Origin of the sequence: Romboutsia lituseburensis (genome assembly GCF_024723825.1) — a bacterium.
Taxonomy (GTDB): domain Bacteria; phylum Bacillota; class Clostridia; order Peptostreptococcales; family Peptostreptococcaceae; genus Romboutsia_F; species Romboutsia_F lituseburensis_A.
Genome location: NZ_JANQBQ010000001.1, coordinates 3,107,220 through 3,130,029, shown reverse-complemented (window position 1 = coordinate 3,130,029; position 22,810 = coordinate 3,107,220). Strand labels below are relative to the sequence as shown.

Annotated in this window: 21 protein-coding genes, 1 tRNA gene and 1 riboswitch; of the genes, 1 reads left to right on the top strand and 21 read right to left on the bottom strand. The window is 29.1% G+C overall.

From position 1 onward, the window contains the following. Positions 1 to 17: 17 nt before the first annotated feature. The 21 genes from minC to polA form a co-directional block, all read right to left on the bottom strand. On the bottom strand, positions 18 to 695 hold the full coding sequence (gene minC, locus NWE74_RS15150) for a septum site-determining protein MinC (RefSeq protein ID WP_258243810.1): 678 nt from the start codon (positions 693 to 695) through the stop codon (positions 18 to 20). 56 nt (positions 696 to 751) lie between these two features. Then, positions 752 to 3,781 (bottom strand): penicillin-binding transpeptidase domain-containing protein, encoded by a 3,030-nt coding sequence (locus tag NWE74_RS15145; protein ID WP_258243809.1) that lies wholly within the window; start codon positions 3,779 to 3,781, stop codon positions 752 to 754. An 11-nt stretch (positions 3,782 to 3,792) separates the two neighbouring features. Continuing rightward, positions 3,793 to 4,281, bottom strand: coding sequence for a rod shape-determining protein MreD (mreD, locus tag NWE74_RS15140; protein ID WP_258243808.1), 489 nt, complete (start codon positions 4,279 to 4,281; stop codon positions 3,793 to 3,795). Between the two features lie 15 nt (positions 4,282 to 4,296). Further along, the gene (gene mreC, locus NWE74_RS15135; RefSeq protein ID WP_258244478.1) at positions 4,297 to 5,193 is read right to left on the bottom strand and encodes a rod shape-determining protein MreC; all 897 of its coding nucleotides are present in this window, start codon (positions 5,191 to 5,193) and stop codon (positions 4,297 to 4,299) included. Between the two features lie 10 nt (positions 5,194 to 5,203). Beyond that, the gene (locus NWE74_RS15130) at positions 5,204 to 6,280 is read right to left on the bottom strand and encodes a rod shape-determining protein (protein ID WP_309137291.1); all 1,077 of its coding nucleotides are present in this window, start codon (positions 6,278 to 6,280) and stop codon (positions 5,204 to 5,206) included. 27 nt (positions 6,281 to 6,307) lie between these two features. Continuing rightward, positions 6,308 to 6,967 carry a RadC family protein gene (radC, locus tag NWE74_RS15125; RefSeq protein WP_258244476.1) on the bottom strand — a complete coding sequence of 220 codons (660 nt, stop codon included), beginning with the start codon at positions 6,965 to 6,967 and terminating at the stop codon, positions 6,308 to 6,310. A gap of 44 nt (positions 6,968 to 7,011) precedes the next feature. Further along, complete coding sequence (locus NWE74_RS15120) at positions 7,012 to 7,596, bottom strand: Maf family protein (RefSeq protein ID WP_258243807.1); 585 nt, start codon at positions 7,594 to 7,596, stop codon at positions 7,012 to 7,014. 302 nt (positions 7,597 to 7,898) lie between these two features. Beyond that, entirely contained in the window at positions 7,899 to 8,870 is a 972-nt protein-coding gene (locus NWE74_RS15115) for an RnfABCDGE type electron transport complex subunit B (RefSeq protein ID WP_258243806.1), read from the bottom strand. Positions 8,871 to 8,887: 17 nt separating this feature from the next. After that, positions 8,888 to 9,463, bottom strand: a complete 576-nt coding sequence (gene rsxA / locus NWE74_RS15110) for an electron transport complex subunit RsxA (protein WP_258243805.1) — start codon at positions 9,461 to 9,463, stop codon at positions 8,888 to 8,890. Positions 9,464 to 9,477: 14 nt separating this feature from the next. Beyond that, on the bottom strand, positions 9,478 to 10,071 hold the full coding sequence (locus NWE74_RS15105; protein ID WP_258243804.1) for an electron transport complex subunit E: 594 nt from the start codon (positions 10,069 to 10,071) through the stop codon (positions 9,478 to 9,480). 11 nt (positions 10,072 to 10,082) lie between these two features. After that, positions 10,083 to 10,661, bottom strand: a complete 579-nt coding sequence (locus tag NWE74_RS15100) for an RnfABCDGE type electron transport complex subunit G (RefSeq protein WP_258243803.1) — start codon at positions 10,659 to 10,661, stop codon at positions 10,083 to 10,085. Beyond that, positions 10,661 to 11,641 carry an RnfABCDGE type electron transport complex subunit D gene (locus tag NWE74_RS15095; RefSeq protein ID WP_258243802.1) on the bottom strand — a complete coding sequence of 327 codons (981 nt, stop codon included), beginning with the start codon at positions 11,639 to 11,641 and terminating at the stop codon, positions 10,661 to 10,663. The genes NWE74_RS15100 and NWE74_RS15095 overlap by 1 nt, the downstream gene beginning before the upstream one ends. Before the next feature lie 21 nt (positions 11,642 to 11,662). Then, positions 11,663 to 12,997 (bottom strand): electron transport complex subunit RsxC, encoded by a 1,335-nt coding sequence (rsxC, locus tag NWE74_RS15090; RefSeq protein WP_258243801.1) that lies wholly within the window; start codon positions 12,995 to 12,997, stop codon positions 11,663 to 11,665. Between the two features lie 202 nt (positions 12,998 to 13,199). Then, a complete protein-coding gene (locus tag NWE74_RS15085) occupies positions 13,200 to 14,141 on the bottom strand; it encodes a hypothetical protein (RefSeq protein WP_258243800.1) in 942 nt (313 codons plus the stop codon). A 135-nt stretch (positions 14,142 to 14,276) separates the two neighbouring features. Beyond that, positions 14,277 to 14,972, bottom strand: coding sequence for an endonuclease/exonuclease/phosphatase family protein (locus tag NWE74_RS15080; RefSeq protein ID WP_258243799.1), 696 nt, complete (start codon positions 14,970 to 14,972; stop codon positions 14,277 to 14,279). 155 nt (positions 14,973 to 15,127) lie between these two features. Then, positions 15,128 to 15,730 (bottom strand): hypothetical protein, encoded by a 603-nt coding sequence (locus NWE74_RS15075; RefSeq protein ID WP_258243798.1) that lies wholly within the window; start codon positions 15,728 to 15,730, stop codon positions 15,128 to 15,130. A gap of 328 nt (positions 15,731 to 16,058) precedes the next feature. Beyond that, positions 16,059 to 16,271, bottom strand: coding sequence for a heavy-metal-associated domain-containing protein (locus tag NWE74_RS15070; protein ID WP_258243797.1), 213 nt, complete (start codon positions 16,269 to 16,271; stop codon positions 16,059 to 16,061). A gap of 341 nt (positions 16,272 to 16,612) precedes the next feature. Next, a complete protein-coding gene (locus tag NWE74_RS15065; RefSeq protein WP_258243796.1) occupies positions 16,613 to 18,295 on the bottom strand; it encodes an ABC transporter substrate-binding protein in 1,683 nt (560 codons plus the stop codon). Beyond that, positions 18,295 to 18,852, bottom strand: coding sequence for a lytic transglycosylase domain-containing protein (locus NWE74_RS15060; protein WP_258243795.1), 558 nt, complete (start codon positions 18,850 to 18,852; stop codon positions 18,295 to 18,297). Before NWE74_RS15060 ends, NWE74_RS15065 begins: the two co-directional genes overlap by 1 nt. After that, on the bottom strand, positions 18,845 to 19,447 hold the full coding sequence (coaE, locus tag NWE74_RS15055) for a dephospho-CoA kinase (RefSeq protein WP_258243794.1): 603 nt from the start codon (positions 19,445 to 19,447) through the stop codon (positions 18,845 to 18,847). The genes NWE74_RS15060 and coaE overlap by 8 nt, the downstream gene beginning before the upstream one ends. Before the next feature lie 8 nt (positions 19,448 to 19,455). Then, the gene (gene polA, locus NWE74_RS15050; protein ID WP_258243793.1) at positions 19,456 to 22,104 is read right to left on the bottom strand and encodes a DNA polymerase I; all 2,649 of its coding nucleotides are present in this window, start codon (positions 22,102 to 22,104) and stop codon (positions 19,456 to 19,458) included. Positions 22,105 to 22,247: 143 nt separating this feature from the next. On the opposite strand from polA, the gene NWE74_RS15045 reads away from it, so the two are divergent. After that, positions 22,248 to 22,333: transfer RNA gene (locus tag NWE74_RS15045), tRNA-Leu, on the top strand. 204 nt (positions 22,334 to 22,537) lie between these two features. Continuing rightward, positions 22,538 to 22,708, top strand: a riboswitch (Lysine riboswitch). Positions 22,709 to 22,810 lie beyond the last annotated feature (102 nt).

Sequence of the window (22,810 nt, the reverse complement as noted above, 5' to 3'; positions counted from 1 at the left end):
CTATGGATTAAATCCTTTTATTTTACTATTTTAGATGCGTAACTTTCTATTACTATTGTGCCTTCACTTACTAAGGCTATTTCTGGTTTAATTATCTTTTCTTCATAGCTTTCATCATCTGGTGCTTCTGCTATATTTTGAGCTATTTGTAATACTTTAGCGTTAAGATCATTAGCAACTACATAAGCATTTTCATTACCTATTGCACCTGCATGTATAAATCCTTTTACACTACCCATTACAATCACATTTCCATTTGCAACAACTCTTGCACCTGGATCTATATTTCCCATAACAACAACATTTGAGGTAGAACTTACCTGTGAACCCGACTTCATATCTGACAAAACAACAACATCTCCATCAAATTCAACATTCTCTCCTGATCTAAGATTATTGACATATTTTGTTTTAAATTCTGACATTTGTCTTTTTTCATGTTCTTCTACAAATTCAACGTCAAATCTAGAAGATATATAATCTTTTATACATATAATTTGTATATCACTTAAACATTCACAATTAATAGCGCAAATCTTAGCCCCACTAAAAAAACCTACAGATGACTCTAGTCTTTCTATTATGCTTTGCTGTATTTCATCAAAAGATGCTTCTCTTTTGATATTTACTATTATCCCTGCTTTACTGCCTTTAAACTCAACTAGTTCTCTGGCTTCAAAATCTTTTAAAGACATAACAACCTCCAGAGTGATATATGATTATATATTCTGCAAAAAACCCTTGATTCCTCTTATTTTTTCATTTTTGATGCGAAATTTATATCTTCATTTTTCGATTTTTTATTATTTTCTTCTTTGTTTTTTTCATCAGTTTTTGAATTATTTTGTGTCTTATTGTTGTCTAATAATCCAAAATACGCACCCATAACTTCTCTAAGAGGTATCATAGAATACGAACCTTGCTCACCTTGAGGTATCATACATACTACAGCTATTTCTGGATCATCTGCAGGTGCAAATCCAACACTCCATGAAAAAGGTTCATAATTTCTTTTATTTTTGTCTATTGTATCATCAGTTAACTTAGGATTTAGCTCTTTCATAGCTTTTCTTAAGTAAGCTGCGTTTATTTTATCTGTATTTTCTAATTTTACCTTAGGACCTTCTTTAAGTTCCTCTTCTAATTCTTTTTTCTTCTTATCATCTAAGTCCTTAGACTTTAACTCTTCTTGTATTTGTTTTTTTCTTTCTTCAGATAACTCTTTTTCTCTTTTAACTTTTAAAGTTTCTGAAAGCTTTACAGCTTCATCTTTATTTACACCACATGAACTCATTTGACCAATTAGATAGTTATATTCATTTTCTGTAGGTATTTTACCACTTTTCTCTGCTGTACCTGTTTTAGCAGCTACAGATATAGGGAAGTTACTAAACATTGATTTATTAGAACTTACTGTCGTAACTCTCTTCATACCTTCAGTTAAATCTTTTAGCCTTTCTGGTTTCTTTAAATCAGCTTTTACCTTTTCATTTTCATCTATATCAACAGATGAATAATTACTAGCTATTACTCTATCTACAACTGATAATTCAACTAAGTCACCACCATTAGCTACAGCTGATGTAAATCTAGCCATTTGTGCTGGGGTATATTGATTTTCACCCTGACCTATAGCAAGGTTAAATGTATCTGCTGTACTCCATTTAGCGAATTTTAAATGGTCAAACACTATCTTATCACCAATATATTCAATCTTATCTTCTTTAACTTTTAGTTTAGCTAATCTCTCTTGGGCTTCTATTCTATTTATAGTTTCTTTTTCATCTGCCCATTTAACTATTTCTTCAATTCTAGCTTCATATTCCTCTTCATTACTTTGTTTAGTTATATCAGTAAATGCATTAGCCATCTCTTTTTCAAGGAATGATCTTAATAAAGATTTTGCAGATTCTAATTTAGCTTCTACACTAGGTACGCTACCTTTTCTCTCATCTATTTCTTTATTTAATCCTGTATATTCATCTAATCCAAATTTTCTAGCATAGTCAAGTATATCATTTGGACCTATCTTTGCATTTGGATCACTTCCACCTGTCCAACTTTTACCACTACCTATCGTTGCAAAATATATATTACAAGACTCTTGAATAGCTTTATATAAATCTGTATATCCATGGTTTCTTCTCGATTTATGCCATATATAATCGGCAAAAGGTCTACCACCTTTAGATAAATATATAACTCCTGTATCATTTATCGCATAATTAGGATTTAACCCATTATCTAAAGCAGCCATTCCTGTTATCATCTTAAATGTAGATCCCGGCTGGAATACCCCTTGGGTTGCAAGATTAACTTGTGCATTAGGAGCTAAAACATCATTCATATTTTTAGGTTGTAGTTCTTTATAGTCTTCATATGATATGCCATTTACAAATTTATTTGGATCATAGTCTGGATAACTTGCCATAGCTAGTACATCACCTGTTTTTACATCCACAGCTATAATAGCTCCTGAGTTAGCATTTCGTGCTGGTGTTGAGAAAGTTTTATTGCCAAGTGGACTTTTAAATGTTCCTCCAACTCTAGCTGCATCAATCGTTCTTTTTAATACATCTTGAGCTGTTTCTTGTAAATCTTTATCTATGCTTAGATAAACTGTATCTCCTGATTGAGGTTCTTTTACCTCAAGTTCTTTTGTCACTCTACCTACAGCATCTACTTGAACTTTTCTGTATCCGTCTACACCTTTTAATTGTTCTTCGTAATTTTTTTCTATACCACTCATTCCTACAGTATCACCTTTTGAGTACTTTTTACCTTCTTCTCTATTTAAGAAATAATTTTCTTGTGTTGAAGGCATTTTACCCATATGACCTATAGTATGAGATGCTAAATTATTTTCCGGATAGTCTCTAACTGGTTCTACCGCTACTGCTACCCCTGATAATTCCATTGCACGTTCTTCAATTTGAGCTATTGTTTTTTGATCAATATCTCTTGCTATAGTAACAGGATTATATCTAGAGTATCCTTGTGACTTTATTAAATCCCTAACTATAAGTATCTTTCTAGCATCTTCATCACTTAATTTTTCATCAATTTTATAACTTTTGTCCTTTTTACTTTCTTCATTTCTAATTTCTTTGAAAGCATTCTTAGGACTGATATTCGGATTTTTAATGTTATAACTTTCTAGCCAGTCTTTTTTATTTTTTTCTTCTGTAAACATCCATTTACTTACTAGTATTGGTGGGTAAACTCCATTTTCATTAAGTTTTTGTTGAAGTTTACTAGGATCTAAATCTCTATCACTCTCAGTAAGAACTCCCTCTTTTATCATTCTATCTACAATATAATAAAAACTTTCTTTCGCATTTAAATTTCTCGGTATATTTTCTTCATCTTTAAATTCATTTATTTTTTTATCATATGTATAATAATATTTTCCATTTTTAAAGTATATAGGGAATTCATCTATATATTCTTCATTATTTTTCTCTAATAAGTTTATTAAAGTTAAACATATATCATTTGCCATAGAATTTCCATTAGAATCTTTTTTGTTAATTCCATCCGCAGATACCTGAATAGTAAATAAGTTTTTATTACCTGCCAATAATCTTCCGTATTTATCTCTTATTTCACCTCTAGGGGCTTTTATAGGAAGTTCTTTATAAGTTTTATTTTCAGCTAATTGGTTATAGTATTCATGCTTAAATGTTGTCATAAAGACAGCCTTTAATATGATTACTACAAAAGCAATTAGTATAATATTTCTTATTATAGATAATCTATCTAATTTTTTATTTTCTTCCATTAAATCACCAACTAATCTTCTTTAAGTTTTAATATAGATTTCTTTGAAATGCTATATAGCAATATACTTAGTAAGCTATTCGCTATAGGTATAATAATTATACCTTTAAGAGCTAATATTGCTATTGTGCTAGTATTAAACACCTGACTAACTGTAGCTATATTTACTAAAGAATCAAATAAACTTGTTATAAGAACTAAAACAAATATAGTCATACTACTTTCTTTATATATCTTATCCCTTAAATGACTTATAGAATAAGCTATTATAAATAACACTAATCCATTAACTCCAAATATACCACATACAGTTATATCTTTTACTAAACCAACTATAGCTCCTATTATTCCAACTTCTAGTTCATCTAAGTAAAGAGCTATTATCGTCATGTATATAATAACTATATTAAAACTTATACTTAGTATATCTAAATAGTTAGTTATACTGTTCTCTACCATAACTAACAAAATACCTAAAAGACAAAGTAAAACTTTTTTCATTCTTAACAGTCTCCTTTATCCTATATTTCTTGGTTCAATAATCATTACATCTTCTACGTTTTTAAAATTAACGTATGGTTTTACAACTATATGTTTCATAGATTTATTTTTATCATCTATTACCTTATCTACTTCACCTATAGGTATTCCTTCTGGGTATAAACCTAATCCCGATGTTACAACAACATCTCCTGGTAAAACATCATAAGATGTTTCAAACATATATCCTTGTAAATAGCCTTTATTTTTATATGATTCTTTATTATCTAAAGTTGTATTTTGTGTTATGACACCTTTATAATTAGAATCTTTCATTAATTTAAAACTTACAGATGATTTAGTATCTAATAGAGATATGGCTTTGCTGTAATTCTTTGAAACTTCATATACAATACCAACTAATCCATTTCCATTTACAACTATGCTATCTTTTTTAATTCCATCTTCACTACCTGCACCTATAGTAAAACTGTCATACCAATTCCCATCATTTTTTGCTACTACTCTCGCAGCTACTCTATCTGCTTTATATTTTTCATCTATAAAGTTAAGTGACTTCTTTAAGTTCTCTAAAGACTCAACTTCATCTAATTTTTTCTTCAATTCAATTACCTGTTGCTCTAAATCATCTTTTTGATCTTCTATTTTCGCTACTTTATTAGCATTTTTCTTATAATTTATAAGCTCTTGGAAGTTGTCTTTTAAAAAAACAAACCCTTTATTAAATCCACCTTCAACACTTGCAATTCCATCTAATATTACTCCTGGTCCTGCTGGATTTGTTCCCCCAAATCTTCCGATTGATATTCCTACAATTCCAATTAAAGTGATAGCAACAATTCCTGTTGCTATCACTTTAACATTAATCCTCTTTTTTTCTTTTTTATTCTTATCGAATTTCAAAGGTATCACCAACTTTTATTTACTTTCTAGCATTCATCATTAATACTTTTTCAAATATTTCCTGATCTTCAACTGATTTTCCTGTTCCTATTGCAACACAATCTAATGGACTTTCAGCTATTTGAACTGGCATTCCTGTTTCTTGCTTAACTAACTTATCAAGTCCTCTAAGTAATGCTCCCCCTCCAGTTAACATTATTCCGTTTTCCATTATATCTGATGCTAATTCTGGTGGTGTTTTTTCTAAAGTTGATTTTATTGCATCTACGATTGAATTTATTGGCTCTTTTAATGCATCTCTAACTTCTGCTGAACCTATTTCTATAGTCTTTGGAAGTCCTGATATTAAATCTCTACCTCTTATTTGCATTGTAGTTTCTTGATCTTCTTTAAATGTAGATCCTATGCTTATTTTAACATCTTCAGCAGTTCTTTCACCTATCATTAAGTTGTATTCTTTTTTAACATAAGCTACTATAGACTCGTCAAACTCGTCCCCACCAATTCTAACTGACTTAGCAGTAACTATACCACCTAAAGATATTACAGCTATTTCTGTAGTACCTCCACCGATATCTACTACCATGTTTCCTTCTGGCTCTTCAACTCTAAGTCCAGCTCCTATAGCAGCTGCCATAGGTTCTTCTATTAAATATGCATCTCTTGCACCTGCTTGTCTTGCAGCTTCTTCTATTGCTCTTTTTTCGACTTCTGTTACACCATAAGGTACACATATAGCTATTCTAGGACTTACTACACCTTTTTTAGATGCTGCTTTTTGTATGAAGTAACTTAACATCGCTGAAGTAACATCAAAATCTGCTATAACTCCATCTTTCATTGGTCTTATTGCAACTATGTTTCCTGGTGTTCTACCTATCATTTTTTTAGCTTCTTCACCAACTGCTAAAACTTCTTTACTATCATCTCTTATTGCTACAACAGAAGGCTCTCTAACTACTATTCCTTGTCCTTTTATATAAACTAATGTATTTGCTGTACCTAAGTCTATCCCCATATCCTTTGTCATTTTATTAAATCCAAACATAGACATGAACCCCTTCTTTTCTTTTTTTTCTTTTTTCTCTTTAGCCATATTGCTACTCCTTCCTGCTCTATCAAATCAAATTATCATATTTTCCTTAAAACTGAAATACAGACCATCTCCAATAATTATATGGTCAATCACTTCTATTCCTATTAACTCTCCACACTTAATAAGTCTAAATGTAACATCTTTATCCTCTTTAGATGGTTCTATAGTTCCTGACGGATGATTGTGCATTAAAATTATTTTATTTGTGCTTCTTTTTATCGCTTCTCTAAAAACTTCTCTCGGATGAACTAACGAAGAATTTAAAGTTCCTCTAGATACATCTACATCCGATATAATTTCATTTTTTGTATTTAAAAGAACTACCTTAAAAATCTCTTGCTTTTGATATCTTAATTCTTCCATATAAAATTTATATATGTCCCAAGGATTTTTAATTTTATATTTTTTGGGTTTGACACTTGCAACTCTAATTCCTAACTCTAGTGCCGCCTTTATTTGCGCTGCTTTTGATAGTCCTATTCCGTCAATTTCACATAACTCTTCTATAGTCATATCTTGTAGATATCTTAGTCCTTGTGTGTCTTTGCTTATAATATAGTTAGCTAATTCTATAGCATTTTTTTGCTTAGTTCCGGTTCTTAAGAGAATTGCTAATAACTCTTGGTTAGATAATTTCTTCTCTCCTTGCATTAACATTTTTTCTCTAGGTCTTTCTTCTAACGTCATTTCTTTTACTGTCATTGCAACATTAAAAGATTCCTTCAGATAAATCACCCTCCATAAAAAAGATTTATATTAAAATGCTTTTTTAATAAATCACTAAGTCTAGATATAGGAAGTCCTACTATGTTAAAATAATCTCCTTGAATTTCTTCAACTAACATAGCACCATAACCTTGAATCCCATAAGCTCCAGCCTTATCTAATGATTCATTAGTTTGTATATAATCTTTTATGTCCTCTTCAGATAGATCTTTGAACTTTACATTACTAACTACATAGTCAATTATTTTTTGATTTACATTTAAATTTATTAAACTAATACCAGTTATAACTTGATGTGTCTTTCCTGATAATTGCTTTATCATATTAAAAGCATCACTTGAATCTTTTGGTTTTCCCAAGATATTATTGTCTAAAACTACAACTGTATCTGCTCCTATAACCAAACTATCCGGATGCTTTGATGCTATATCAATAGATTTTTCAAATGCAAGTCTCATTACTACTTGAGATGGCAATTCATTCGCTAATATAACCTCATCTATTTCACTTTTTATTATTTCAAATTTTGTATTTGTGTTTTCTAGAATTTCTTTTCTTCTAGGGGATGCTGATGCTAAGATTATATTCACTTTCTCACCTCATTCGGTACTTAGAATTTGTACTTATTTAGTCTATCATTATATTGTAAAAAATTCAACACAAATGTCGAACGATTTTATTACACTATTGTTATATTTATGCTTTATTTCCATGTATAACCATTTTAACTTTCATTCTGCTTTGTAATACTTTTTTTACATATCATAGGACATACTTAAAATACAAAATAAACTTTAATTTTTGTATTCTATTATTTTTTCCATTTTTATAAAATTATTTATTTCCATACAAAATAAAAGGTATGGAAGTCCATACCTTTATCTTATCCATATTATATAGTTTTAATAGCCTTTTTAGGACATTTTTGTAGACATAAATGACATCCAACGCATTTTTCAGGGTCTACTCTATGTTTTTCTTTAAGTTCCCCTTCTATTGCATCAAATTTACATTGTTTTTTACAAATAGTACATCCTACGCAAAGCTCTTCATCTATAATTACTTTTTCCCTTTTTTTTAAACTTCCACTTATAACCTTTGTTGGACATTTCTGAACACATTCCATACATCCTACACATTTTTCTGGATTTATTTTTGCAATTTTATTTTCAAACTCTATTGCATCAAATTTACATGCCTTTGCACATAATCCACAGCCAATACATCCTACGCTACATTTTTCTTTTACCGCTTTACCAAAATCTCTACTGTTACACTCAACAATTATCTCTTGTTTTTGAGGTTTTGATATAATTATTCCTTTAGGACAAACTTCCATACATTTACCACACATAACACATTTCTCTTCATCTATTACTGCGACTCCATCTATTATAGATATTGCACCAAATTTACAATAATCTCTGCATGTACCTAATCCTAAGCACCCATATTTACATGATTTCGCTCCACCATTTAAAGTATTGGCAGATCTACAATCTTGAATTCCTTCATATGTATACTTATCTTTTGAGCTCATACAATTTCCTTTACAGATAACTTTTGCTACTTTCTTTTCCCCTTCTTCAGCTTTAAGACCCATTATTTCACCTATTTTAGCAGAACAATCAGATCCTCCTACTGGACATCCATTTACAGGGGCATTTCCCTCTGCTATAGCACTAGCTAAACCTCCACAACCAGGAAATCCACAACCTCCACAGTTTGCTCCAGGAAGAGCTTGAAGTATAGCTTCTACTCTTGGATCTACCTCCACTGCAAATTTTTTAGATGCATATGCTAATACTGCTCCAAATATTAACCCTAAAATACCTAATACTAAAACTGAACTAAATAAACTCATCTTTTCACCCCCCTAACTTATAGTTGTATAAGTCCTGCAAATCCTAAAAATGCAATTGACATTAGACTTGCTGATATAAGAGTTATCGGGAAACCTTTAAATGCATCTGGTATATCTGCTAACTCTAATCTTTCTCTTATTCCTGCAAATAATACTATTGCTAAAGTAAACCCAATACCTGCTCCGAATCCATTAACTATTGTTTCTATTAAATTATATCCATTATTCACGTTGACTAATGCTATACCTAATACTGCACAGTTTGTAGTTATAAGAGGTAAGAAAACCCCTAATGCTTGATATAAAGAAGGACTCATTTTTTGAATTACCATTTCTACGAATTGAACTATAGATGCTATAACTAATATAAATGCTATCGTTTGTAAGAAACCGTTGTTAGTTGAAATTAGTAATTTTTGTATAAAGTATGTAATTATTGATGCTAAAGTTAAAACAAATGTAACAGCAACACCCATACCCACAGCTGTATCTACCTTTTTTGAAACTCCTAAGAACGGACATATCCCTAAGAATTGTGATGTTATAACGTTGTTAACTAAAACAACACTTAAAAATAAAAGTATTAAATTCAAACTCTACACCCCCGTTATGCTTTTTTGCTTCTTAGCTTATTAAACCCTGCTAAAAGGAACCCTAGTGTTAAAAATGCACCTGGTGGTAATATGAATAGTAGTACTGGCTCAAAAGATGCTCCAAATAAACTAAATCCAAATAAACTACCATTTCCAAGTATTTCTCTTACTGCCCCTAATATTGTAAGAGCCATACTAAATCCTAGACCCATACCTACACCATCTACTGCAGATTCTACCGGTGTGTTTTTTGATGCAAAACTTTCTGCACGAGCTAATATTAAACAGTTAACAACTATTAATGGTATGAATAAACCAAGAGCTGCATCAAGTGCAGGAACATAGGCTTTTAAAAGCATCCCTACAATAGTAACAAATGTTGCTATTACTACAACAAAGGCTGGAATTCTTATTTTATCTGGTATTATTTTTCTCATTAAAGATATTACCAAGTTTGAACAAACTAAAACTGCTGTTGTTGAAAGCCCCATACCTAGTCCATTTATAGCTGAAGTAGTTACAGCTAAAGTAGGACACATACCTATAACTTGCACAAACGTTGGGTTTTCATCTATTAGCCCGTTCTTAAATATTTTAGCTAATTTCATATTCTACCCTCCTATTTATTTAAACTACTTTCAAACACCTTTATTGCTGCATTTACTCCACTTGTAACAGCTTTTGATGTGATAGTAGCTCCTGATATTGCTTGAACTTGATCATCTGATGATGCTTTCCCTTTAACTACATTAAGTTCCTTAGCTTGCTTTTCATTAAATTGATCTTTAAATCCAGGTTCAGCGGCTTTTGTACCTAACCCTGGTGTTTCTGACATACTACCTATATTTATACCTTTTATAACTCCATCTTTAGATATACCTACAATTAATTCTATTTGTCCACCATATCCTTTTGGTAAAGTTTTTATAGTATATCCTACTGTTTCAGATCCATTTTTACCTTCATATACTTCTGCAATAATCCCATCTTCTAGTCCTTCAATATTTTTAAATACACTATCATCTAGCTGCTTGAACTCCTTAGCATCAGCTAAAACAATTTGTCTAGATTCATTATTAGCTTGTATATTTCTTTGTTCTATAATTGGAGCTGTTACTTGGTTTACAAACCCTAGAGCTAGAGCAGCTACTGCGCATATAGCAAATAATGTTGCACCTAATTTTGCAATATTATTCATTACTTAGCCACCTCCCCAAATACTCTATTTTTAACATACTTATCAATAAGAGGTGTAACAACATTTACTAGTAATATTGAATACGATACACCCTCTGGATATCCACCATATAATCTTATTACAGTTGCTATTACCCCTGCTAATACTGCATATATTACTTGGCCCTTAGTTGTCATAGGAGACGTAGTATAATCAGTAAGCATAAAGAATGCACCTATCATAAGACCTCCTGCAAGTAACTGATAGATAGCAAAATTCAAATCAAATCCACCTAGTATAAATGATAATATGAAAACTGTTCCTATGTAACAAACTGGGATTACATAATTTATTATTCCTTTATACATCAAATAAAGTCCACCAATTAAAATTAATATAACTGATGTTTCACCTATACAACCACCTATATTACCTATCATCATATCGGTTAAGCTTATTCCGCTATTTGTAAGGGCATCTATTCCTTGTGCTCCATTTTTTAAAAAACTTAAAGGTGTTGCTGTTGTATATGCATCTATATTTCCACTACTAACCCAATTTACGCCTGTTTTTGTCCAAGCAGTCATAGCTACTGGAAATGATGCTAATAAAAATGCTCTTGCTGCAAGAGCTGGGTTTACAAAGTTATTCCCTATACCTCCAAATACCATCTTTACAACTATTATTGCAAACATAGATCCTAATATACACATCCACCAAGGAAGTGATGCTGGTACGTTAAAGGCTAATAGTAACCCTGTAACCACTGCTGAAAAATCAGCTATAGTACTTTCTTGTTTTGTTATCTTTTGATATAAAAATTCTGAACCAACAGCACCCAGTATACAAAAGAACATTACATTTAAAGCACTTAATCTAAAGAAATATAAAGCACCTAATGTTGCTGGAAGAAGTGCTATTATAACTTGTTTCATTATATATGATGTATCTTCATTACTTCTCACATGAGGAGAAGATGATACTATGAGTTTATTATTCATCCTATTCCCTCCTAGCTCCCCTTATTTAGTTGTTTGCTTTCTTTTATTAGCAATTATTTCTCTTTTTGCATTTCTTACAGATTGAAGTAATGGTCTTCTTGCTGGACATACAAATGAGCAAGATCCACATTCTATACAATCTAAAGCTCTATAGTTTTGAGCATTTTCAAAATCATTTTTTAAAGAATATGCACTTATATATAACGGTTGTAAAAATGCAGGACACACACTTAAACATTTTCCACATCTTAAACAATTCTGTGGCTTAGGAGTCTTTGATTCCTCTTCATCTAGACAAAGTATCCCTGACGTACCTTTATTTGTCGGTATGTCTATTGTATACTGTGCAATCCCCATCATTGGACCACCCATTATAACTTTACCTACTGTTTTATCTTCTTTAAATCCTTCACACTGCTCTATTATTTCTGAAACTAAAGTACCAACTTTAGTTATTAAGTTCTTAGGATTTTTTATACAACTTCCAGTAACAGTAGTTATTCTTTCTATTAAAGGCATACCTGTTTTTATAGTTCTTGCTACCTGAGCTGCTGTACCAACATTATTAACTACAGCACCTGCATCCATTGGTAATCCTCCCGAAGGAACCTCCCTACCTGTACAAGCGTATATAAGTTGCTTTTCTGCGCCTTGAGGATATTTTATTTCAAGTCCTACTACTTCTATATCCTTATACTGTTGGGCTACTTTTTGTATAGCATCTAATGCATCTGGCTTATTTGCTTCTATACCTATATAACCTTTTTTTACATTTAAAGCTTTCATAAACACCCTAAGTCCAAATACTACATCTTCTGGATTTTCAATCATTAACCTGTGATCTGCAGTTAAGTATGGCTCACATTCTGCCCCATTTAATATTACTACATCAATGTTTTTGTCTGGTGGAGGAGATAGTTTTACATGAGTTGGAAATGTTGCTCCACCCATACCTACAATACCTGCTTCTTTTATTATTGATACTATTTCTTCCTTCGTTAAATTCTCTAATTCGCCTTTAGGTTTCACACTTTCGTGCTTCTCTTCCAAGAAATCGTTTTCTATTACAACACAAATTCCTGTTCCCCCGGCCACCTCATATTCTTTTATTGCGATTACTTTTCCTGATACTGATGAATGAACATTACAAGAAACAAATCCTTGCTGCTCACCTATTTTTTGACCTACTTTTACTGAATCACCCACTTGAACTATTGGGCTTGCTGGTGCTCCTATATGCTGTTGGAGTGGTATGTATACGACTTTAGGATTTTCTGCTTTCTCAATAGCTTTTTGGTTAGAATACTCCTTTTTATATGGAGGATGGATTCCTCCTCTAAAAGTTAAGAGTTTCATATTTTTACCCCCTTATCTATAAATTTAAACATTTATTTCCACTTACTAATAAGTATACTATATTTACTGTAAAAACTTAACAATTGTTAAAAAAATATCCGATTTTAAAATGTTTTCATACTTTGTGATATATTTATTTTTAATGTAATTTTTGATATATTATATTTTTTAATCATAAAAAAGAGTTGTTAAATAACAACTCTTATGCTTTCTTTATAGAGTTTATAAAAGAAAAATACTCTTGCATAGAAGATAAATACATACTTTCGCTTACATTATAATTTTTATCATTAGCTGACTTTAAAGCCATTTCCACCTTTTCAGTTAAATTTTTTGTATAATTAAGTAAGTTATCTTTGAATACATTCATTTCAGAATAGTTAATTTTTTTACCTTCTTTTTCTATATTTGATACAATTTCTTTTCTTTCCGCTAGTATGTCATTATATTTTTTTATATCTACATTTTCCTTGCTTGATTGCCAAAACGCAGATTCTTGCTCAAAGTTCTTTATTAAACTATTTAGTTGTTTTGTAATACTTTCTACATATGAATATTTACTTGTATATTCTATTGCCAATACAGGAACTTTCAATTCTGATAAAAATGCATCTGGAAATATATCTTTTACTTCATTTATATGACTTCTAGTAGATTCTTGATCAAAATATCCATGAGTTTGTACTTTTTTTGCACCGTCTATTTCTACAACAGAAAATGGTATTTTCTTTTCAACCAATTGTGTTTCTATTTTATTTAAATCTTTGTCATTACTAACAGAAGCTACTTGAACAGTATATATACTCCAAGGCTCTACTCTTGCTAGTTTAACATCTTCAGCAACTTCTTTTTCTTTAATCTCTTGCTTTTCATTTTCAACTTTTTCTACTGCTTGTTCATCATTTTTTTGTGGTTCAATCTTGTAGTCTTCATATCCTAAAAAATCACTATCTTTTTTGAAAGGATTTTCTAATTTTATAAATGATACTTTTTTAGATATATTTTCTAAAATATTACTATCTTTTACCCTATAGATACCATACCCACTAATTAAGCATATGCTAGCTGTTATCACAATTACTTGAATATGTCTTGTCTTACGTCTCTTATTAAAACCTCTATAAATTGTTTTTCTTTTATTCATTAGTTTGTCCCCCCTAAAAATATTATTAATAATATATATTTTTAAATATACAAATTTATGATTAGTTATAAAATTTATTTACTAAAATTTATTTTTTATAAAAGTTCACTTTATATATATATGATTTTTATAAGATTATATTCTAATCTTTGCAATTATAGGATAATGATCAGACATATTTTTTATCAAAACATCGTAATCTAAAACCTCAACATTAGGTGAAACAAATATATAATCTATTCTATCTAAACCAGTTGCAAATGTTAAAACATTCGCTTTATTTAATTCTATTGCTACATCTTTAAGAATTTTATCATCTATATACATATTCCCTTGGTTAAAATCTCCTACAACAATATATGGTTCATTCCCTAATGTGTTTATAAATCCTACTAGTTCATCTAATTGCACTTTTCTTTCATCTTCACCTAAACCTAGATGTACATTTATGATATTTAATTTTCTACCTTCTACATTAACAACTGTATGTAACATACCTCTTTGTTCTCTATCGCTTTTTAAATATATATGGTTTTGACTCTTTATGGGATACTTAGAATAAGTAACTAAACCATAATTTGATCCTAATCCAACAACATTAGCTCCAAAATGTGAGTACATTTTAAGCTCATCCTTAAAGCTACTAACCTGAAATCCTGCCTTTGCTGATTCATTTACTTCTTGAAGGCATATAATATCTGAGTTTGATACTCTTAAAAAATCTATTATATCAAAAAGTGTTGGAAACATATCTTTGTTTAATCCGCTATGAATATTATAACTTACGATCTTAATTTCTTTTTTAGGAGGAAAATATTTAACTTCAAACATAAAACTTATGCTCATAAGTATTATTATAAAAATTACTATAATTAATTTTTTAATACGTATATGTCATCAACTCCTTGTTTGATTTCTTTTATATTATATGCGTTTTTCAAAATTAAAGACGCTTTATAAGCGCCTTCAATTTTACATTATTTTATTTATTTTTTAACAAGTTTTTCTTTCATAATATAATTTATTACCTTTTTTCTTATATCTTCTGCAGAATCATCATCTTCTACCTTTAAGTCTAATAATCTAGCTATGGATCTCATATCATTTCTTGTTTTTGACCTATAGCTTTCTATTAAGTCTGTTTTTATTTTTTCTGGTTCTAATATATATTCGTCACTTCCCCTTTTATACGAAAAATATCGTTTAGAATACTCATCTTTATTAGAATATATATGATTTGCCACTTTTCTAAGTGTCTGATTATATGAACTTTTCATACTTGCATTTATCCCCAAATGTTTAGCAAATTTAATCAACTCATTTTTAGACTTAAATAAATCCTCTGATTTAATAACTTTAACAACAGAAGATACATTTTCTTGATGAGCTCCTTTTTTTAATACTCTTAAATATGTTTTATTGCTACCTATACCTTGTGATAGTTTTTTTATATTTTCACTTATTATTTTATCAACATTTCCCTCAAAGTACTTTTGTACTCCCTTTTGGGATACATAACTTTCAAGTTCTTTTTGGGCCATTTCAAGTATCATCTTTCTCAAATTTTCTTTATATCCTCTTTCATCCACGATACTCCCCCCTTAGTTATTTATATTATATTCAAACTTTTTTAAAAATGTGAGTTACCTTCTTGGACAATTTTCATAATATAACTTATATACATTAAATATACTAATTAATTATTTATTTATTAGTTATTTATTAGTTGTGAACTTAATAATGTTTATTTTTATAGCATAATTTATATGTATATTTAATTTGAGTATGGACATACTAATAATGTAAAATCAAACATACTCAATCTCCCCCATTTTAGACTTCTATTATTTCCCCCAATAGAAGTCTTTTTTTATAAAATAAAAAGCTAATAGATTATCAATCTATCAGCTTTTTTATTTATTGTATACCTTTTAGCTCAAATCCTAATTCTTCTATAACTTTCTTTAATTCATCATGCCTCACATCGTTATTCATTTCTACTAATGCATATTTTCCTTCTAAGTTAACTTCTAATACATCTATCCCCTCTATATCTTCTATAAGAGCAGTTTTTAAATGGTTTACACAATGACCACAACTCATGCCTTCTATTAATAATTTTTTGTTCATAATTTATACCTCCTTGCATACCCTATGCAGGTATTATATCATATATTTTAAGTATCTAAACAATAGTTTTTTCATTTATCATGCTAAATATAATACAAATTTGATTTTTAGAGTATTCTAAGATTAAATCAAATAAAAAATAGCTATATATTTTATATAACTACTTTTTATTGATGTGGAAAACGTGACTTGAACCCGTATAGATGTAATCTACTACTCTCTCAAAGTAGCGTGTCTACTTATTCCACCATTTCCATATATTTATGTTATGTTTTAAATAGTATTAACTTTAAATAAGGAAGTCAATAAATCTAATTATTAAATTTATTGACTTCCTTATATTATTTTTCTGGAGTTTTTAAATTAGTTATCCCTTCATAAACATCAAAATCATTTGGTGATATTTTCCCTTGAACTCTTCTATTTGTTACTATATATTCATCTCTAATTGCCAAACTAATAAATATTACATTGTCATTTATATATTTTTGCATTGATTTATATACATCACTTATTTGTTCTTCAGTTGTTGCACTTATCAAAGAGTTCTCATCACTAACAAGTTTTTCATCACTATACCCAGAACTATTTATTATATCCCTAGCATCTGGTATAATTGATAATTCCCAACCTACTAATGCCAAGTCATAATTTTTAGAGCTTATTGCATCATCTAAAGCTTGTCCTTCTAATTCTACAATATGAGACTTAATACCTATAACTTTTAAGTTTTCAACTGTTAAATGTGCCGATTTAACTCTTTCTGTATTATTTTTATTAACAAGTATTTTAAGATCTATTTTAGATAATTTTTCTTTTAGTTGAGCTTCTTTATCTATAGTTTCTTCTTTTTCTTTATTTTCTTTTGTGTCTTTTTCTTTTACTTCTTTGCTTTCTTGCTTAGTATCTGAAGCTTTAGTATTTGCTTTTTCTTTATTTTCTAATTGTTTTAATTCTTCATCTGTAACTGGTTTAACTTTTTCCAAATAAGATTTAGCCTTATCCTTATCATATTTTATCGCTTTTAAATTTTTATCATAATATTTTGAGTTTGAATTTAGAGGAAAATTAGATAATGTAGCATCTGACATATAACCTTCTTCAACTATACGCTCTCTATTAATTGCATGAGCTATAGCTTTTCTAAAGTTAACATCTCTTAAGTATAGATTGTCATAATTAAATATTATATTTTCATATCCTCTTCCTTCATATGTTGTTAAATTAAATTGTTTTTCATAAAATTTACTTAAATCATTTAAAGATATGCTAGCTATATCGCTTTCTAATGCCATAACCATAGAAACTAAAGCATCTTCATCAGGAACAACCCCTACTTTTATATCCTTTACTTCTTTAGGTAATTCATTATAATAATCTTCATTTTTAGAAAGTATTATGCCTTCCCTTTCCTCATATTTATCAATTTTATAAGGCCCATTACCTATTAAATTTTTCTTTATTTCATTTGCATCTTTTGTATTTACACTTCCTATCTTATTCTCAGAAACTATAGGAAATATTAACGTATCTATTGAAAAAGGATATCTTTGTTTAAATTTTATAGTAAATTCTTTTTCACTTTGAATAGATACTGATGATATATTCTTAGCTAATTCATAATAAGGGCTGTCTGGATTTTTTTGAATTAATCTTATTGTAAAATCAACGTCTTGAGATGTAACTGGTGTCTTATCATGCCAATTTGCATCTTTTAATTTCATATCTACACTTGTACCATCTTGAGCTATTTGGTATGTATCTACCAGCTGAGGAACTACGTTATAGTTTTCATCTATAGTAAATAATCCATCATAAATTAAGTTCATAACATATCCAACAGATTTATCTTTGTTCAGCAACGGGTTTATAGTTATAGGTTTTACCATACTTAGATTTATTTCTTGTGAATTTAATGAACTTTGTACAGTACTTTCTTTTGTTTCAGCCTTCTCACTTTTACTACACCCAGATGCTATCATTAGAGTTACTAAGACTATGGGTAAAATTTTTACTTTTTTCATTAGTTAATACCTTCCTTGCCATATATCTCATTGTAATTTTTATAATTTTTATTTACTTTTTCTAAATAGTTTGATGTTTCTTTAAATGGAATCATATGTAACTTTTCTCCATCCTTGCTAAAGTCACTATCAGATAACCATTTTTTCACATTACCTGAACCTCCATTATATGCTGCTATAACTAGATCTAAGCTTCCAAATTCTTTAAACAACTTGTTTAAATACCAGCACCCTATCCTAATATTTGTATCTGGATCAAATATATTTACCTCAGATAATTCAAGCTCTTCTTTAGCCCAATCTCTAGTTATATCACTTATTTGCATTAAACCTTTAGCCCCTTTATAAGATACTGCATTTTCTCTAAACTTACTTTCTGCTTTTATAATACTATAAACTAAATTTTCTTCTAAATTAAATTCTTTTGAATATTTTTCTACAGCCTCAGGATATTTTTTAGGATATATAATTTTATGTACTGTTTTACTTTCTACCAAAATTGTTATAAATAAAATCAATACAATAGACAATACTATTAATATATTTTTCTTATTCACACCAATTCTCCTTAATATATGCTATGCATTTTTCAGCTTCTAATTTTAACTTATTAATATCCCCTGAGTTATCTATTACATAATCTGCAAATTTAATCTTTTCTTCCTGCTTTATTTGAGAATTTATTCTACTTATAGCGTCTTCTCTAGTACATGCATCCCTATATTGTATCCTTTTTATCTGTTCTTCTTTATTACAAATCACGACTATCAATTTATCTATTATCTCTAAATATCCACCCTCTATAAGTAATGCAGCATCAATAACGACTATTTTCTCTTCCATTAATTTATATTTCTTTATTTGGTTTACTATCTTCATATATATCTGAGGATGAGTTAACTCATTTAATTCTATAAGCTTTTTATCATTATTAAATACAATACTTCCTAAAGCTTTTCTATTTAAAGTATTATCCCTATTTTTTATGCCATCTCCAAAATGATTAAATACCATTTGTAAAATATCTCTATCTTCAAATATTTGCCTAGATATTATATCCGCATCTATTATTTTTATATTATTATTCATAAATATATTAGATAGGCTGCTTTTACCACAACCTATATTACCGGTAAGACCTAATATTAACACACTTTCACCTACTTTGTTTCATACCATGAATCACCTATATTTAAGTCTACATCTAAGTGTACATCCATCAATACAGCATTTTCCATTTCATCTCTAACTATTTTTTTAACTATATCTAGCTCTTCTTTGACAGATTCAACAATAAGCTCATCGTGTACTTGTAATATTAATTTGGATTTTAATTTTTTTTCTTCTAATTTTTTATACACATTAACCATAGCTATTTTTATTATATCTGCTGCACTTCCTTGTATAGGAGCATTCATGGCAAATCTTTTTCCACGATTTCGTTCCATAAAGTTACTAGATTTAATTTCAGGGATGTATCTTCTTCTATTAAATAGAGTTGTTACATATCCATCTTCTGTAGCTTTTTCTATAGTTTGATCCATATAATTTTTTATTTTATCATACTTTTCAAAGTATCCTTCTATATATTCTTTTGCTTGTTTAACTGGTATATTAAGGTCATCTGCTAAACCAAAATCACTTTTACCATACACAATTCCAAAGTTTATTGCTTTAGCTGCACTTCTCAACTCACTTGTTACATCTTTTACATCTACACCGAATACTTGAGATGCTGTTTTTGTATGTATATCTTCATTATGCTTAAACGCATCTATCATATTTTCATCTTGACTCATTTGAGCTAAAACTCTAAGTTCAACTTGAGAATAATCTGCATCTACTAACTTACAGTTTTCATCAGCTATAAATACTTTTCTTATATTTCTACCCATTTCAAGTTTTACAGGTATATTTTGAAGGTTTGGTTCTGTTGATGAAATTCTCCCTGTAGTTGTTATCGTTTGATTAAATGACGAGTGAATTCTATTACTTATTGGATTTATTATATTTAATAACCCTTCTACATAAGTCGAATTTAATTTAACTATTTGTCTATACTCTGTTATCTTATCTATTATAGGACTTTGGGATTTTAATTTTTCTAAAACATCCGCATTTGTAGAGTATCCTGTTTTTGTTTTTTTAATTACAGGCAGTCCTAATTTCTCAAATAAAATCACTCCAAGTTGTTTTGGTGAATTTATATTAAATTCTTCCCCTGCAATATCATATATCTCTTTTTCTAATTTTTTTATAACTTCTTTAAATTCAGTTCCTAGTTCACTTAGTTTTTCTTTATCAACTCTTACACCCTCATATTCCATATCACCTAAAACTTCAACCAAAGGCATTTCTATATGATAAAATAATCCATCCATTTCCATCTCTTTTAGATTACTTTCCATGATAGGATTAACATCATTTACTGTAGTTAGTATTTGAGATATATGCTTTGATAGTTCGTCAAACTCTAAGTCTTGATACTTTTTAGCTTTAACTCCTTTACCTAAAAGTTCTTCTGATGATTTTACTCTTTTAGTAAGGTATTTCATAGCTATTGCACTACATTCATATGATGTTGATGACATAGAATCTATCAAATATTCTGCTATAGTTATATCAAAGTACATATTTTCTAATTTTATATCATATGATTTCAAAGCTATATAATCATCTTTTAGATTATATCCAAATTTTTTAATTTCTTCACTCGAAAGTATCTCTTCTAAGATACTTATACTATCCTCTTCTATATAGTATATATTACTACCGTCAGTACTTACAAACATATAAAGAATATTTTTTTCTAGTATATTCCCTTCTTTTCTAACTGTTTTTATCAAAATTTCTTTTTTATCACTTACTTCTTTTATAAAAGACTCAATATCTTCAAGTTTTTTAATGCTAAAACTATAACTATTTGAATCTATTTCTTCTTTATTATCTATTTCAATTATTCTAGGTATTAAACTAGTAAATCCTAAATATTTAAAGTATTCAACCACACTATTTGGGTCAAAATCTCCATACTTTAAATCCTCTAATTTTACATCTACTGGAACATCTCTTACTATAGTTGCAAGCATTTTACTTTTTAGCGCTAAGTCTTTATTTTCCTCTACTTTCTTTTTTATACTTCCTTTTAAATTTTCTATATTTTCAATTATACCCTCTATACTAGAATACTCCTTTATAAGCTTTATACCTGTCTTTTCTCCTACCCCTGGAATTCCAGGTATATTATCTGATTTATCTCCCATTAAACCTTTTAAATCTATAAATTGTGTTGGTGTCATTTCGTATTTATCGATAACTGCCTCAAAATCATATTCTTCTACTTCTCCAATTCCCTTTTTAGTTATCAAAGTAGTTGTTTTATCAGAAGCTAGTTGTATAGCATCCTTATCTCCGGTTACTATATATACCTTATACCCATTTTCTTCACCTAATTTAGAAACTGTCCCTATAATATCATCAGCTTCATATCCGTCTAACTCTAATCTATTAATTTTAATTTTATCCAAAAGTTCTTTTAATGGTTCAAACTGAACCTTTAATTCATCTGGCATTTTCTTTCTTCCTGCTTTATATTCTTCAAACTCTATATGTCTAAATGTCGGAGATTTTCTATCAAATGCAACACTAATGTGTGTAGGTTTATATGTATCTATTATTTTAAATAGCATTGTTGTAAAACCATATATAGCATTGGTTTTTAGTCCGTCTTTATTACTCATTTCTGGTAATGCATAAAATGCTCTATTTATTATTGAATTTCCATCTATTATAACTAATTTTTTATCCAAATTTATCACTCCTGCTAAGCTTTTTATTTTTATAAGCTAATACGTTATTATTTAATATTACCATAATTTTGAAATTATATTAACATTAAATATGTTGCAAACGTTTAATTATATTGTTATAATATAATTATATTCCATATTTTGCCGGATTGGTGGAATGGCAGACGCGACGGACTCAAAATCCGTTGGTAGCAATACCGTATGGGTTCAAGTCCCATATCCGGCACCAATATTTTTAAGAGTTACAACTAATAGTTGTAACTCTTTTATTGTACCCTAAAATACTAAATCCGTTAATATTAATTGAGAAATAAAATAAAGTATTAAAATTACTGTAATAAATATAGATATATATATAAATAAAAATTTATATTATTGTAGTTGATATTGACTTATTTAAAATTTGATTTATAATAGTATACAACAAGTAGATAACTGAGATAGAGGCGCGAAACTTAAAAGTAATATTATGGAGGTAAGCTCAATGAAGTAGTATGAAAGGAAGTTTTGCCGAAGTAAATAGTTAATAGCTTTAATACTATTTGCTGGGCTTGTATAGAATATATATAAGACTGTCACATTTTTGTGGAGAGCTATTTTCAATGAAAACGTACGGTATATTCATACTTTTTTAGTATGATCTTTTCGTATAAAGTCATGGGCATAGTCTCATGGCTTTTTTATTGTTAGAAAAATTTTTATTATC

Bases quoted from the DNA above. Each gene is read 5' to 3' on its own strand.
- NWE74_RS15145 (WP_258243809.1), bottom strand. From the start codon at position 3,781: ATGGAAGAAAATAAAAAATTAGATAGATTATCTATAATAAGAAATATT.
- radC (WP_258244476.1), bottom strand. From the start codon at position 6,967: ATGACGTTAGAAGAAAGACCTAGAGAAAAAATGTTAATGCAAGGAGAG.
- minC (WP_258243810.1), bottom strand. From the start codon at position 695: ATGTCTTTAAAAGATTTTGAAGCCAGAGAACTAGTTGAGTTTAAAGGC.
- NWE74_RS15070 (WP_258243797.1), bottom strand. From the start codon at position 16,271: ATGAACAAAAAATTATTAATAGAAGGCATGAGTTGTGGTCATTGTGTA.
- NWE74_RS15095 (WP_258243802.1), bottom strand. From the start codon at position 11,641: ATGAATAATAAACTCATAGTATCATCTTCTCCTCATGTGAGAAGTAAT.
- rsxC (WP_258243801.1), bottom strand. From the start codon at position 12,997: ATGAAACTCTTAACTTTTAGAGGAGGAATCCATCCTCCATATAAAAAG.
- NWE74_RS15100 (WP_258243803.1), bottom strand. From the start codon at position 10,661: ATGAATAATATTGCAAAATTAGGTGCAACATTATTTGCTATATGCGCA.
- NWE74_RS15105 (WP_258243804.1), bottom strand. From the start codon at position 10,071: ATGAAATTAGCTAAAATATTTAAGAACGGGCTAATAGATGAAAACCCA.
- NWE74_RS15085 (WP_258243800.1), bottom strand. From the start codon at position 14,141: ATGAATAAAAGAAAAACAATTTATAGAGGTTTTAATAAGAGACGTAAG.
- NWE74_RS15080 (WP_258243799.1), bottom strand. From the start codon at position 14,972: ATGTTTGAAGTTAAATATTTTCCTCCTAAAAAAGAAATTAAGATCGTA.
- mreD (WP_258243808.1), bottom strand. From the start codon at position 4,281: ATGAAAAAAGTTTTACTTTGTCTTTTAGGTATTTTGTTAGTTATGGTA.
- NWE74_RS15115 (WP_258243806.1), bottom strand. From the start codon at position 8,870: ATGAGTTTATTTAGTTCAGTTTTAGTATTAGGTATTTTAGGGTTAATA.
- NWE74_RS15130 (WP_309137291.1), bottom strand. From the start codon at position 6,280: ATGGCTAAAGAGAAAAAAGAAAAAAAAGAAAAGAAGGGGTTCATGTCT.
- NWE74_RS15065 (WP_258243796.1), bottom strand. From the start codon at position 18,295: ATGAAAAAAGTAAAAATTTTACCCATAGTCTTAGTAACTCTAATGATA.